The organism is Aquimarina sp. RZ0 (assembly GCF_008370685.1).
GTDB lineage: Bacteria > Bacteroidota > Bacteroidia > Flavobacteriales > Flavobacteriaceae > Aquimarina.
Map to the genome: position 1 here is coordinate 74,572 of NZ_VTZU01000008.1, position 15,317 is coordinate 89,888.

Here is a 15,317-nt window from a genome sequence, read left to right on the forward strand (position 1 = left end):
ATTTTAAGATATTAACGGTAATTTAGTTATAAATGTGGAGCCTTTCCCCCGTTCGCTCTCCACCCAAATCTGACCATGATGGTCGTCTATTATTCTTTTTACATACGTAAGGCCTAATCCGTGACCTTTTACATTATGCAGGTCCCCTGTATGCTCTCTGAAAAATTTTTCAAATATTTTTTTCTGAGCGACTTTACTCATCCCTACACCCTGATCACGAATCTTTAATACAATACTATTTTTTACATTTTCGGTATAAATATCAATCTTTGGAGCTCCTTCTGAGTATTTAATTGCATTATCTAAAATATTCACCACTACATTAGTCATATGATTATCATTTGCTAAAATAGTAGATTTAAGAGCTCCCAAATGCATTTTTATGTATCCATCTCTATTTTCTACAATCAATGAAACATGAGTAACGGCATCTTCAATTATATCATGCATCTCTAATCTTTCTTTCTTAATATTCAACTCATTTTTTTCTAGTTGAGATATTCTCAGTACATTTTCTACTTGAGCGAGCATTCTTTTATTTTCTTCACGAATCATAACCATATATCGATTAACTTTTTCTTGATTACCACTTATTTTAGGGTTTTTAATGGCATCCAATGCTAGGTTAATAGTTGCTATAGGTGTTTTGAGTTCATGAGTCATATTATTAATAAAATCTGTCTTTATCTGAGATATTTGCCTTTGCTGTAACAATTGAGACAAAGCACTGGAATATGCTACTACAATAACCAATGTAAATATTATTGATAGAATAGCCATCCCTTTAATTGTCGATACAATATATCTATGCTTACCTGTAAAATTGATATACAACTGATATCTGCTAAATCCTTCTTCATTAAGAAAAAGAGGTACTGCAAAAGTAGCAGCAGGAGAATCCAGACTAAAATCTTCTGAACGAATTCGAGTTGCCAATGCATTACTATATATTGCATACTCAAAATCTATATTCATGGCACGTTCTTTAAGCTCCTTCTTAATTAGCTTCTCTACTTCTTCTTTCTTTACTCTTTTATGAATCGGTGTAAAATTTGCTAATTCTTCAATCACTATTTCATAATCTCTTCTTTGTAAATCAGTTAAAGAGCTTAATCTATCCAGTTTAGATTTTGTTTTTGATCTTTGCCTAATTAAATTATTTTCTTTTTCTTCATTTATAATTTCAACATTTCTATTTAATATTTCTTTTAATTTTACTGTATCGATATTAAAGTTAACAAAAGAAGAAAATAGCTTATTATCTTCTTCTAATACTCCATCTGCAAATGCATATGATCCGCGATCGATACTTAAATTTAGTAACTGTTGTATTGTCTTGTTATCAGGTTCTTTTATACTGTCCAATATTTCTATCAAAGGAAAATACATTTCTTCAAATTCCCTATATTCAATCTTACTAGAAACAGAAATTAAAATCTGCTTAGCATTCACTGAAAACTGCTCCTTGTTATTCTCTACCGTGTTTTGAATCCAATATCCCTGAACAAAAATAATCCCGATTAACGATAAACTCATTAGGATTATCAACAATACGAATAACCTTTTATTCATAGGTCAAAAGTAAGACTTTAACATTTAGCTACTTTAGGGTTTAACCAAATGTTAACAAAATGAAAGATTCTGAAAATAATGTAATTATAAAGTAATTTTATTATGGATTTTATTTACTTGAGCCAGAGTTTCTTCCAATTTAATATTAATAATAACAAAATCTGCTAATGGAATCTTCTTAGAATCTTCCCATTGGTTCTTTAATCTGGCAAAAACCTGTTCTCTCGTAGTTTTATCACGTTTGATTACCCGCTGAACCCTTATTTCTTCTGGAGCAGTTACCAAAATCGTACAATCACATTGCTTATAGCTACCATTCTCAAAAAGTATGGCAGCTTCTTTTATAACATATTTTCCAGTTTGCTTATCTTTCCAATGATTAAAATGATTTGCCACTGCTGGATGTACAATTCCATTCAATTTTTTTAATAATGAAGTATCATTAAACACCTTTTCTGCAATAAAAGAACGATGCAAGGTATTTTCTATATAAGATTGATCCCCTAATAAATGTACAATTTGCTCTTTAAGGTTTTTATCGCTAGTCATTAACTTTTTAGCTTCATCATCTGCAATATATACGGGAACACCCTTTTTTGCAAACATTTTGGCTACGGTAGACTTCCCGCTCCCTATACCGCCTGTAAGACCAACTACTTTCACGAATCTAAGTTTATTTTAAAATTACAAATTGAACTTGCTTATCCTGCAAACGTACATCATGAATAGATGCTGGTATATCTACCAATTTCAGTATTAAAAAAGAGCTATCTTCTGCAATATTATCATAATCAGCTACTACTTTAAAATCTCTCACATTGATTTCATTATACTTATCCAACCCTACTCTATATACAACGATAACATCTTTAGGAAAAATCTTAATTTCTTTACCCTCCGGAACGTTTATTAAGCTTATTGGAACCTCCTGACTACCTTCTGTAAATTTACTCACCACAATACTAGCTTCTATCTCTTTTGGTGTTATATAAACGTCTTCAGGCAATCCATTCGTTTTTATAGACAAACTAGTCGAATAATCTGTGTTTAGATCTTCTAATTTTAAATTTTCGGTATAAATATAGTGTATTGTATCTACAATCTTTTCTGGTCCATGTATCGTAATCGAATCCGGTAGAAGTAGCACTCCTCTATCACTCCCGTATCCAGGGACATAACCAATCTCTTTTATCAATCGTACTGGTATTTTCTTTTTTAGAGTAACATCTAATTTTGCTCTCAAGGTATTTTTTTGGGCAGAAAGTACTCTTCCTTCAAAATCCAGCTTATCTCTTAAAGACTGATCTTTTATATCAATCGAAAAATAATAATTATTATCTTCAAAAGAATCTGCATTGGCAATATCAAACTGTAATCGGGGTTTACTCCAACTATGAGTCATCATCCTAAAACCATTTCCATTAAGAATCAGTTTTAGCGTTTGATCACTGGAATCATTCAGTATTCTATTTTCCGGGAGGTTAATATAACGAATTTCAATCTCTACTTCCTGCGTATAATTCTTTGAAAATTGAATAAACAACCATAATAAGGAAGTGAATATCAAAAAAAACAAAAACATTTTGACATTATTTCTCCTAAAAGAAAATCTACTCAACCTAACCTTAGACATACTTTTTACTTAAAAAATAGTTTTTTAAATTTCTGTTCTGGTACTTTTTTTAAAAGATGAATATAATAATAAGATTTAAGGAATCCTTTTCCGTAACCGTAAAATTGCACTAACACAGCAATAACAGACTGAATACCAATATAAAAACTTTTATAACTCATAGCTGAACTCATAAAAATAGCTGCTAAATATAACACCCAAAGACTCAGAAAATACCAATACCCAAAAAGTGCTGTAATTACAGAAAATATGGTGTACCCAATAAATAAGGTAGGAAACCAATATGTTATTTTTGCAGTCTGCGGGTGCCATAGATTAAGAATTGGCCTAACCATCCCAAATTTATGTACTTGTATATAAAACTTATTCCAGGAAATTCTTCTCTTGTGAAATACTTTTGCATCTGGTATCAAGGTTGTATCATACCCTAATCCCCAGAGTCTTATTGTAAGATCCGGATCTTCTCCCGGATGTATGTTCCCAAAACCTTTTGAGTCTTCAAAAGCTTTTTTTGAAATCCCCATATTAAAACTACGTGGCTGAAATTTACCCAATGTGTTTTTTCTACCTCTAATCCCTCCTGTAGTAAGGTATGAAGTCATACTAAAGCTTATTGCTTTCTGAAGATCAGAAAAATCTTTATGTGCATCATCCGGCCCTCCAAAACAATGAACATATCTATGAGACAGGAAAGTAGCTACTGTTGATAAATAATCTTTAGGAAGAATTACATCACTATCAAGAATTAAAAAATAATTCCCTTTTGCCTTACGCATACCATAATTACGAGAATCTCCGGGACCTGTATTTGACTTTTGATAATAACTAATCGTTAATTGAGTACTATATTTACGAACAATCTCTTCTGATGTAACAGAGGAGCCATCTTCTACAATCACAATCTCATAACCTGCAGCATATTCCAGATCCCTCATACTAGACAATAGCTCTTCAATCTCATTCGGTCTATTGTAAACAGGGATAATAAAAGAAAAGTAAAGCTCCATTGGACAAAGGTAAGTAAACAAAAAAACTTACTCCAGATTCATACTATTTTAATAAAGTGATTTGTACCATTCCCTAATTACAATTACCTCTTTATGAGAATAAATTCTTTACTAAGTTAGCAAACTACTTCTGGGCATGCAAACGCGGCATTTGTTAGATAAAACATTTTGATTTCGAGCTAAACCTCGGAGTTGTTACATCTCGAGTATCGAGTAAAAAAAGCTCATCTTGGATGGATGAGCTTTTTTTGCTACATTTTTTTTATTTATGTAGAAATTATTTATTATTCTTCAATAAACTTTTCCATCACTAATTGACTCACTCCCATATTAGAGAAGCCTCCATCGTGATATAGATTTTGCAACGTCACTTTTTTTGTTAAATCCGAGAATAATGATACTGTATAATTTGCACAATCTGCCGCAGATGCATTCCCTAGTGGTGACATTTTATCTGCATATTCTATAAATCCATCAAACCCCTTTACTCCTTTCCCTGCCGTAGTCGGTGTGGGAGATTGTGATATTGTATTCACTCTCACATTGTGATCACGACCAAAAAAATATCCAAAACTGCGCGCTATAGATTCTAAATATGCTTTGTTATCTGCCATATCATTATAATCAGGAAAAACTCTCTGAGCAGCCATATATGTCAATGCAACAATACTTCCCCAGGCATTCATGGCTTCTTTTTTATACAAGGTCTGCATCGTTTTATGAAAAGAAAGTGCCGAAACATCCCATCCTTTTTCGCTCCAGGCATAATTAAGATCTGTATAATGGCGTCCTTTACGAACATTTACCGACATTCCTATGGAGTGTAAAACAAAATCAAGTTTACCTCCTAATATCTCGATAGACTTTTCGACGAGGTTTTCTAAATCTTCTAATGAGGTAGCATCTGCGGGTATAATCTGAGAATTTGTTTTTTCTGCCAATGTTTTTATCTGCCCCATGCGCATAGCAACGGGAGCATTTGTTAGCACAAAGTTTCCGCCTTCTTCAAAAACACGTTCTGCTGTTTTCCACGCTATTGAATTTTCATCGAGCGCTCCAAAAATAATTCCTCTTTTGCCTTTTAATAAATTGTATGACATTTACTAGTAAATTATAAGATGATTTATGAGTGGCAAAGATAGTAAAACGACTCTAACCCTAATTACAGAAAACCAACTTTAGTTGGATTTACATACTGAACTCATTTTAAGTAATCTTTTTGTTTTCTAAATTCAGATTCACAACCTGAATTTTAACTTTTTTTCAAAATAAAATATACCTAAACTAAAAAAAACTTCGTCACATCACAAAAACTACTTCATCCTGTTTGTAATTACAACTCAGGGGGAGTTCAATAATGATTTTGCATGTGTTAAAGCAGAATCAGAAATGTCTTTTCCTCCAATCATTTCTGCTATTTCTCTAACTCTATCATCTTCATTCAGCAATTTGAGTCGTGTTATAGTTGTATTATTTACATCTTCTTTAAAAACTTTGTATTGGCTTTGTCCATTGGCTGCAATTTGAGGTAAATGAGTAATACTAAGTACTTGTAGATTTTTACTCATATCCATCATTAAATCTGCCATTTTATGCGCTACTTCTCCAGAGACTCCGGTATCAATCTCATCAAAAATAATTGTGGGTAATTGTGTGTATCTGGATAAAATAGCTTTTATCGCAATCATTATTCTTGACAGCTCTCCTCCGGATGCTACTTTTTTTAATTCACCAAAGGTGCCGCCTTTATTTGCCGAAAACAAAAATGTCAATACATCTTTCCCATTAGATAAATGTTCTTCTTGTAATTCCAAAGATGTTTTAAATGTAGCATTGGGCATCCCTAATGACTTAAGAATCTCTTCTAATTCTGATATTAAACCAGGAAGCGCCTTACTTCTTTTCTTATGTATTTTAAAAGCCACTTTATCCAACTGGCTTTTTATCGTTTCGATTTCTTCCTCAAGCTTTTTTATATCCTCAGAAAGCGATGCTGTTTTAGATACTTTTTCTTTTAGATTTTTTTCAATCACTATTAAATCTTCAATAGTAGAAACAGTATGTTTTGATTGAAGATTGTGTATCATCTGAAGCCTCTGACTTACCGTTTCTAATTGTTCCGGATCTGCCTCTAGTCTTTCTAACTCTTCCTGTAAAGATGCATTGATATCTTCTAGTTCTATATACACACTTTGGATACGATCAGATAGTTCTTTTAAGCCACCAGAGTAAGGAGCCACTTTGGACACATTTACTTTTATCGCATTCAACAGATCCGAAACACCTATTTCTTCTGAAGCAATTGAGGATACAGCAGCAGACAATCGTTCCTGAATCTCTTCTATGTTTATAAGGGTCTCATACTGCTCTTCTAACTCAGGTAATTCTCCTGGTTTGAGTTTTGCTTCTTCTAATTCTTTTAAAAGAAAAGAATTATAATCATATTCTTTATTAAAATCTTGCTGGTTTTCTATCAGAGATTTTACTTCTTTTTGCTTTTCTTTCAGAATAAGCAATCCTCGTTGATAAGATTCTATTTCTCTGTTTACCTCCGATAATGCATCCAAAACTTCGAACTGAAAGTTATTTGTAGTTACCTCAAGAGTTTGATGTTGACTATGAATATCTATTAATTGTACCCCAAGTGCATTAAGCGATTGTAATGTAACCGGCGTATCATTGATAAAAGCTCTGGATTTACCAGAAGGCAATATTTCACGTCGAATGATCGTCTCATTTTCATAATCCAAACCTTCATCTTCAAATAAAGACTGCAAATGATACTTTTCTATATCAAAAACTCCTTCTATTGCGCACTTTTCCGAATTATTTTTAATACTACTAAGATCTGCTCTTTTTCCTAATAAAAGCCCCAGTGCTCCCAGAAGTAATGATTTACCAGCTCCTGTTTCTCCTGTAATAGTAATCAAACCGGTATCAAAAGAAACCTGTAGCTGTTCTATTAAAGCGAAGTTTTTTATAGAAAGACTTCTTAACAAAGGATAGAAATATTTTGGTTATTATTTTAGGAAGTAAAGATACTATAGTTTTAAAAAAGATTTCAAAAAAATAAAGGCTTAAAACTTTATTTCTGACCATTTTTTAGAATATGTAGGAGCGATTTTACCCAATATCGCCATAACATTTTCGATATTAACTGGAGGACCTCCAGAAAGTATGCTAGATATCTCATCTGCTTTTGCATCAAAGAACACTCTCATGATATATGAATTAGGTCTTGTTTTATGAACATCTTCTAATAGCTTCATAGATTCAAGGATCGCTTCTTTTCCTTTTTTAAGATCCGTATTCATAATATCAAGCCCTTCTCTATGATATGAATACATAGCTGATCTATATCCGTCATAAGTTCCAGAAAGCAAATCATCATTCAATCTAAATCGTGTTTGGGTTCCATCCTGTGCGCTCCACCCCAAAGAGTTACTGCCCTGCGCAGTCCCTACGATATTTTTTGCTTCCTCAAAGTAGTCGGTTCCCGAATTAAGCTCAAAAGTATCTGCATCAACTCCAAGAATTGTATATAGATAAAAAGCAACTACAGAAATAAGATTAGATTCAAAATTATTAGGATTATAATTTAAAGGTTGAAACTCTAAATAATTAAAATTGAATTGCCTGTCATTAATATTTAAAATCGAAGTCTTATAATTAGATCCGTAAATAGGTCTTGATGCTTGTACCTGAAGCGTAGCAGAAAAATTATCATTAGCATTACTATTAATTGTTATAAAAAAACTACAATCAATTCGTTCTTCTGTTCTATAATCTACCTCAGTCCATTTTGTATTATTAATAAACTCTGTAACAGAACGCTCCAGGGTTTTAAAAACTTGTAGATTAGGGTTACCCGTTTGTTCCGCATTTACAGACACTACTGCATTAAATTCCTGAGCATTACCACCAATACTACAGATCAATAGTACAAAAAGAAAGTATCTATACATTACGCAACCTATTAATTTCATTAAATATATCTTTTGCAACTTCTGTTTTGGTCTTTAATTCAAACGCTTTAATTTCTAATTTATGATTAATTAGTGTTACTTTATTCGTTTGACTTTTAAACCCTGCTCCTTTATCATTAAGAGAGTTTAATACAATCAAGTCCAAATTTTTCTTTTTCAGCTTCTCTTTGGCATTTTTTTCTTCATTTTCTGTTTCCAGCGCAAACCCAACCAAAAACTGAGTACTCTTCTGACTCCCCATCCATTTTAGAATATCGGTAGTGCGTTCCAGTTCAATGGCAAAGGTACTACTCGCTTTTTTAATTTTCTGATCTGCTATATTTTTAGGTCGGTAATCTGCTACTGCCGCTGAGGCAATTGCTACATCACAAGTATCGAATGCCTCCACTACGGCCTTATACATAGACGCTGCATTTACTACTGGCACCACTTTTATTAAAGTATGTGATACCTTTAATGAAGAAGGTCCTAATATCAGAGTTACCTGAGCTCCTAAGTTTGCCGCAGTGCTGGCAAGCGCTATCCCCATCCTTCCGCTAGAATGATTTCCTATAAATCTAACCGGATCTATTGCCTCATAAGTAGGACCTGCAGTTATTAAAACCTTTTGTCCTCTTAATGGAAGTTTTCCTAAAATATCTTTCTCAATAAAACTTACAATAGTCGAGGGCTCTGCCATTCTTCCTTGCCCTACCAATCCACTTGCCAACTCCCCGGATTCTGCCGGGATCATTATATTACCAAAATCCTGAAGCTTTCTAAACGTCTCGTGAGTTGATGGATGATTATACATATCCAGATCCATAGCTGGAGCAAAATAGACAGGACACTTAGCAGACAAATAGGTCGCCAATAATAAATTATCACTATTACCTGTCGACATCTTTGACAACGTATTAGCCGTGGCGGGTGCAATTATCATTATGTCTGCCCATAAACCAAGCTCTACGTGATTATTCCATTCTGCGTTGTCATCTTCTTCATTATAAAAAGATGAATGCACTGGATTTTTGGATAATGTAGACAAGGTGAGTGGTGTTACAAAATCTTTTGCTGTGGGTGTCATAACAACTTTCACCTCAGCACCAGACTTGATAAACATGCGTACCAACGATGCTGCCTTATAGGCTGCAATGCCAGCGGTAACACCAAGTAAAACTTTTTTACCGCTTAAAATAGATGACATACGTTATTTATAGAGATTCTGAGTCTGTCTTTGTATTTCTGTAGTATATTTTACCGTCCAACCATTCTTGAGCGGCTAGAGAATGTGGCTTTGGCAATCTTTCATAGAACTTAGATACTTCTATCTGCTCTTTATTTTCAAAAATCTCTTCAAGACTGTCATTATAGGTTGCAAATTCGTCTAATTTCTCTAATAGTTCTTTCTTAATATCAATATTGATCTGATTTGCTCTTTTTGATATTACCGAAATCGCTTCATAAATATTACCTGTAGGCTGATCAACTAAATTTTTATCAATAGTTGTCGTATTTACGGGTGCAGTACTTTTTTTCAAATCCATCTTCTCCTATTTTCTAATTATGTTTTTCTAATCTTGTTTTTCTAATCGTGCCTTTATATCTTCTGCTATTTCTTCTGCATCGTCAGTAAAATCCCCCTCTGTATAATATTTCTTATAATTATTGTAATACAGATCAGCTTCTTGTAAGCGTTCTTTTACCAAACTTTCATAACTCCCTACAGCTAATAAATACTGTGACTCTAATTTATAATACAATACATTTTCTCTATACACAGATCCCGGGTAATCAATTAAATAATTATCAAATGCCGAGATGGCTACTTTATAATTTTCTGTATGATGGTACTGTTTAGCGATTTCGAATGCTTTCTTTTCTTTTTTATTCCTTAATTCTGAAACCAACTTATTAGCCTCCACCAGTTTTTCGCTATCAGGATATTCATTAATATATACCTGAAGCTTCTCTAGAGCTTCATCCGTTTCTTTTTGATCCAGACTATATCTGGGAGATAAGTGATAATAACTTGTTGCACTTTTATAAGCGGCTTCTTCTTTTTTATCACTTTTGGGATATGACTTGGTAAATCTATCAAACTGATACCCTGCCAGATAATAATCTTCTAACTGATAATAGGTATCAGCATAAAAAAACATTACTCTTTCTGCCTGAGGTTTACCTCTGTATTGAGGCACAATTTGTTCAAAGAGACGTAGTGCTTTTTTATATTTCCCTTCTTTATACAGCGTTTCTGCCATCTTATATTTAGGATTCACTTCTTCGTTTTTAAGAACCTTTTGGTACTCACTACAAGAACCTAAGATCAACACGCAAATCAGTAAAAAAAACAATCTCTTCATAGTTAAAAAAAACATCTTGCAAAAATAGATATTTCTGCTGTATTACAAAAACTTTAATTCATCTATTAAATAACTTCAAAAACAAATGCGCGTTGCAAAATAAAAAAGAAACAATAAAAACTGTTACTTACCAGATTCTGAAACTTGTGTTTCCCCCAATTTATCGTGATCTAATATTGTATAACCGTGATCATCATAATGAAATGCCTTAATAAATGTCTCATCAACTTTTAAATTTTTAAGAACATATGAATGTACCTGATGTACTTCTTGAGCAAATGATTCATCATAATATGTTACTAATATAAGGATTTCTCCATGCAATTTTGGCAATTCTTTTCTATCGAATTCTGCCAATGGACTAGATTCTGTGATAGGATGCACTACAGTCCAGGTCGTAGGCAAGTAGGTAATCTCATTTCTTTCTAATTTTAGGCTAAAAAAATTATTAACGTATCCTTTATCCTTTGATTTTTGTGACAATGATAAAGTCACCTCAATTTTGGGTTTAATCATGACGTTGGTACTGCTACTCATCAACCTAAACATTATAGAATCTATTCCTTTATGTTTTTTGAGAATCATAACATCACTAAATCTGATACTGGATTTTGGTTTAGAAAATCGACCATACAACAGCCCTGTAATAAAAGAGAAACTTAACAAACCTATTAACGCTTCAAATGAAGAAATCATCCCAAAAACCACTCCTTTTGGAGCCATAGCACCATATCCAACAGTAGTTACGGTTTGTGCAGAAAAAAAGAATGCTTTTAGAAAATCTCTAAATATATTTCCGGTTGATTCTGCGATTGCGGATATCCCTAAAACGGTATAAATACTTGCAAAAAATGAATTTATAACTACATATCCCAAAAGCACCCAACCAAAAAACTGAATCCAGGTAATATTAATAAGGTAGTTATAGCTTCTCGAAATAGAAGTACGTCTATTAATATGTTTTACATTAAAAGATCCATTAGAATTAATAAAACGTTTAGCCTGTTTATCAGATGACAGCCCTATCCCTGGATCTTTTATTTTTTTTGCCATGCAAGAATTATTCGTTGTTCTGTATAAATCTTTTTATTTTTTCTTCAAGTCCCGAGGAAACACGTATCAAAGGTAACCTCAGCATATCATTACAAATGCCTTTTGCTTTTAAAACACTTTTGATTCCAGCGGGATTTCCTTCTTCAAAAGCATATTCTAAAATTGGTAATAACTTAAATAATATCTCGTATGCTTTCTTTTGCTCTCCTGCAAGTCCTAAACGTATCATTTCTGAAAATTCTGTTGGAAAACCCTGACCTACAACACTAATCACCCCATCACCGCCAGCTACAACGGCAGGAAGTGCCAGAGCATCATCTCCAGATATGACTAGAAAATCTTTGGGTCGGTCTTTAAGAATTTTGAGAACCTGAGTAAAATCTCCCGTAGCTTCTTTAATTCCTATAATATTATCTAGCTGAGCGAGTCTGAGTGTTGTTTCTGCTGTCATATTGGTCGCAGTTCTTGAGGGGACATTATACAAAAGTACAGGTAATGGCGCTTCATTATTGATCGCTTTATAATGCTGATAAACACCTTCTTGACTTGGCCTGTTATACATAGGTGTCACTGAAAGAATCGCATCAAACTCTGATACATCTACCTCCTTAATCTCTTCTATTACGGCTGCTGTATTATTACCTCCTACACCAATTACAAGTGGTAATCTTTTGTTATTTGTTTTTACTATATGAGCTATTAATTGTTTTTTTTCTTCCCTGGTAAGCGTTACGGATTCTGCAGTAGTACCTAAAACCACTAAATATTCTACTTTCCCATTGACACAAAACTCCATCAATGATGTTACTCCTTCAAAATCAATAGCACCATCTTTATTAAAGGGTGTTGCCAAGGCAACCCCTGTTCCTCTAAGAAAACCACTCATACTTATATTATCTGTAAAATTTTAAAATACTTTTTTAATTCGGAAATAAAAAGATTGGTATTATCATTCGCAGAACCAATTACCAAATCATTAATACGATTATCTATTTCTGAAAAACCAACTTTAAACTTCGCCTTTGATGCTGCTGCCACAATATCGAGTTCTAACTTGCTTTCTGAATAAAAATTAATCAAAACATCATATTCTTTATTTATAAATTCTTGTAAAGAATTACTCCTGATAGCAGCATTCACTCCAAAACTTTTATTGTTGTAATATGCAGCATCTTTATCGTCTGAAATTTCCTTCTGATCTTCTTTATACCCCATTACCTTAAGGCTATCAGACTTTACCCCCAATTCATTTGCAAGCTTAACTACTGACAAAATATTCACAGATTGAGAAGCATCAATGAGAACTGCTAAACTTTTAATACTCCGTACCTGTCTAGCCTGAGGGGTTCTTTTTTTTATGTAAGATTCAATGCTCTTTTTATATGCATTCCGTTTAAGACCCTTAAAAATCATTAATAAAAAAGATTAAGAGACAAATGTAGTTATTTTACAATTTAAAAACATAGCGTACATCCTAAGAAAATAGAAAAATAGAAAAGCCATTCTATTTTTAGTTAATTAAATAACAATATCTATAATATCTGTTTAATACCATTAGCTGCAAAGCAAAAACATTTATAAGTAACCATTCTTTTCTGACATTGCTTCGATTGGTTTTGCTTCTATAAAAAACTTCATGAAAAAATAAAGCCCTAGAGTTTCTGCAATATTAATAAGTACGGTAAAAACTCTTGAGTAATAATAAAAATCATTAATTAACAATAAACCATTCACAAAAAGACAACAACTGGCTGTGATAAACAACCTAAAATTACCATAAAACTTATCAATTATATAAATAAAAAAGCAGGTTCCCACAAAACAAATAATCGCAATAAGAACTAAAAAAAACGAAATCACCGAATCTATTAAATTAGGTAACACTAAATTAGATATTGAAAAAATTAAATAACTAATCAAAATAATACTCACAACAATCGGAATTGAAAAAAAATTCCTGGATTTAACATCTTGAAAATTAACATAATGACTAAGCATTATAATACAAATACTATAAAATAGTATAATTATAACCGCCACCAAATCAAAATATCTGACAAAATCATAATACACAAAACTATCATTAATCATAATGGTTATCATACTCAATACAAAATATAGTCTTAATGATTTAGTATTAGAAACTAAGTAAATAAGCATTAATGATATTGGGATCAACGGTTTTGCATAGATTAAATACCGCTTTTCAAAAAACAAAGCAGTCAAAACAACTATTAGAAAAGAAAAACAAAATATCAAATATGTACTTTTATTACTTTTCAATATAGTAAAGGATATTACGTAAAATATTAATTTTTGGCTAACAACTAAAAATACTCATCATTCTCAAGAATCAAATCGTCTTGTTCTATAAAAAATTTAATCAAAAAAAACTGGCCAAATATTTGCAAAACATTAGAAATCAAAACAAATATCTCTAAATAAATATATAGTTTATTAAGTGCTATAATTATATTAACAATAAAAAAGCAGGAAGCCGCCACCACCAATGATGAACTTATAATAGTTTTACTGTTAAGATAAATATAATAACAGCATCCTATAAACGATATAAAGCATACAATAAGCAGATTGAGATATAATTGATTTTCATTAATACTTGGCAAAATTATATCAGCGACCTCATAAATTATATATATAATAAGCCCCATTGCTATTATCATTTGAACAGTAAAAACCTTCTCTAATTGTATTTTAATAGTCTGAAGACTTTTCCATAACAAAATCATATTCAAACAATAATACACTATAAGTATACTATTTATCTCCCTAAAATACCCTATAAAATCTTTCATAGTGAGTATCTCTGCTATCATAATCAACAACATCGTAAACAACACCAGATACTGTACTTTTTTCGTTTTAACAAGATACAAAATAGATAATGAAACAATGACTAACGGCTTCGTATACAACACCCATTGCTGCATAAATATAGAAGTAAGTACAACCATCCCTCCCGTTATGTATAATAAACGATATGCTAGTTTTTCTTTCTCCAATAGTAGTATCTATTAAGCATTAAAACCCTTCAAACTCTTCAGACTTAAGTTTTAGATCATATTTGGTAATCATATAATTGACTAAAAAAATAAGAGCAAGGGGCTTACAAATTAATCTAAGCACCTTTAATTCATTAGACTGCAAGTAAAACACATCAATTAGAAGCATAAAATCACTAAACGCAAAATCTAACATTGCTAAAAAAAACCATAGTGACTTTTCTGATCTGATATTTATATAATGCATACCACCTATTATCAATAACACATATAACAGCAATAAATGAAGAAAACCTATAAAACTTAATTCTTTCATCGGTTCACGAACAATATTATAGGTAAGAAAAAAAATAATTGTGTATAGCACACTACCTAATACCAATGTAAAAACATCCCGGCTATTATACTCAAATGATTTATGATTGTAATACAAAAAGTAAAACATCATAGCATATCCAATAACACATATAATCATTTGATATTTTATTATTTCAGAATTATTTATAAGATTTAATAACTCCCCTGCAAAAAACACCAAAAGTATAAAGATATGATATGATTTGATTTTTTTACTCTCATACATATAGCACAAAAGTATCATACCCAAAAGGGCTGGCATACAATATATATAAATACAAGAGAACATAAAAATGAACCCTAATACCTGTAGTACAATCAAAAAAGAAATTAAAATTTTT

The 15,317-nt window shown here is 31.9% G+C and carries 15 protein-coding genes; all 15 read right to left on the reverse strand.

Translation table 11 applies throughout. From position 1 onward, the window contains the following. Positions 1–3: 3 nt before the first annotated feature. On the reverse strand, positions 4–1,536 hold the full coding sequence (locus F0000_RS05065; RefSeq protein ID WP_368668070.1) for a sensor histidine kinase: 1,533 nt from the start codon (positions 1,534–1,536) through the stop codon (positions 4–6). A gap of 120 nt (positions 1,537–1,656) precedes the next feature. After that, complete coding sequence (gene coaE, locus F0000_RS05070; RefSeq protein WP_149623625.1) at positions 1,657–2,235, reverse strand: dephospho-CoA kinase; 579 nt, start codon at positions 2,233–2,235, stop codon at positions 1,657–1,659. A gap of 10 nt (positions 2,236–2,245) precedes the next feature. Beyond that, positions 2,246–3,154, reverse strand: coding sequence for a hypothetical protein (locus F0000_RS05075; protein WP_149623626.1), 909 nt, complete (start codon positions 3,152–3,154; stop codon positions 2,246–2,248). A 56-nt stretch (positions 3,155–3,210) separates the two neighbouring features. Beyond that, the gene (locus F0000_RS05080; protein ID WP_149623627.1) at positions 3,211–4,212 is read right to left on the reverse strand and encodes a glycosyltransferase family 2 protein; all 1,002 of its coding nucleotides are present in this window, start codon (positions 4,210–4,212) and stop codon (positions 3,211–3,213) included. Positions 4,213–4,496: 284 nt separating this feature from the next. Continuing rightward, complete coding sequence (locus tag F0000_RS05085; RefSeq protein WP_149623628.1) at positions 4,497–5,312, reverse strand: enoyl-ACP reductase; 816 nt, start codon at positions 5,310–5,312, stop codon at positions 4,497–4,499. A 240-nt stretch (positions 5,313–5,552) separates the two neighbouring features. After that, the gene (recN, locus tag F0000_RS05090; RefSeq protein ID WP_149623629.1) at positions 5,553–7,211 is read right to left on the reverse strand and encodes a DNA repair protein RecN; all 1,659 of its coding nucleotides are present in this window, start codon (positions 7,209–7,211) and stop codon (positions 5,553–5,555) included. A gap of 78 nt (positions 7,212–7,289) precedes the next feature. Continuing rightward, positions 7,290–8,198, reverse strand: coding sequence for a DUF4835 family protein (locus F0000_RS05095; RefSeq protein WP_255452622.1), 909 nt, complete (start codon positions 8,196–8,198; stop codon positions 7,290–7,292). After that, complete coding sequence (coaBC, locus tag F0000_RS05100) at positions 8,170–9,384, reverse strand: bifunctional phosphopantothenoylcysteine decarboxylase/phosphopantothenate--cysteine ligase CoaBC (RefSeq protein WP_149623630.1); 1,215 nt, start codon at positions 9,382–9,384, stop codon at positions 8,170–8,172. Before coaBC ends, F0000_RS05095 begins: the two co-directional genes overlap by 29 nt. A gap of 7 nt (positions 9,385–9,391) precedes the next feature. Then, positions 9,392–9,724 (reverse strand): DNA-directed RNA polymerase subunit omega, encoded by a 333-nt coding sequence (locus tag F0000_RS05105; RefSeq protein ID WP_149623631.1) that lies wholly within the window; start codon positions 9,722–9,724, stop codon positions 9,392–9,394. A gap of 27 nt (positions 9,725–9,751) precedes the next feature. After that, the gene (locus tag F0000_RS05110) at positions 9,752–10,543 is read right to left on the reverse strand and encodes an outer membrane protein assembly factor BamD (protein WP_255452623.1); all 792 of its coding nucleotides are present in this window, start codon (positions 10,541–10,543) and stop codon (positions 9,752–9,754) included. Positions 10,544–10,666: 123 nt separating this feature from the next. Beyond that, on the reverse strand, positions 10,667–11,596 hold the full coding sequence (locus tag F0000_RS05115; protein WP_149623633.1) for an ion channel: 930 nt from the start codon (positions 11,594–11,596) through the stop codon (positions 10,667–10,669). A 7-nt stretch (positions 11,597–11,603) separates the two neighbouring features. Continuing rightward, positions 11,604–12,482: a 4-hydroxy-tetrahydrodipicolinate synthase gene (dapA, locus tag F0000_RS05120; RefSeq protein WP_149623634.1), complete on the reverse strand. Its 879-nt coding sequence runs from the start codon at positions 12,480–12,482 to the stop codon at positions 11,604–11,606. A gap of 2 nt (positions 12,483–12,484) precedes the next feature. After that, the gene (locus F0000_RS05125; RefSeq protein WP_255452624.1) at positions 12,485–13,009 is read right to left on the reverse strand and encodes a hypothetical protein; all 525 of its coding nucleotides are present in this window, start codon (positions 13,007–13,009) and stop codon (positions 12,485–12,487) included. 914 nt (positions 13,010–13,923) lie between these two features. Next, on the reverse strand, positions 13,924–14,619 hold the full coding sequence (locus F0000_RS05130; protein WP_149623635.1) for a hypothetical protein: 696 nt from the start codon (positions 14,617–14,619) through the stop codon (positions 13,924–13,926). 19 nt (positions 14,620–14,638) lie between these two features. Continuing rightward, a complete protein-coding gene (locus F0000_RS05135; RefSeq protein ID WP_149623636.1) occupies positions 14,639–15,094 on the reverse strand; it encodes a hypothetical protein in 456 nt (151 codons plus the stop codon). Positions 15,095–15,317 lie beyond the last annotated feature (223 nt).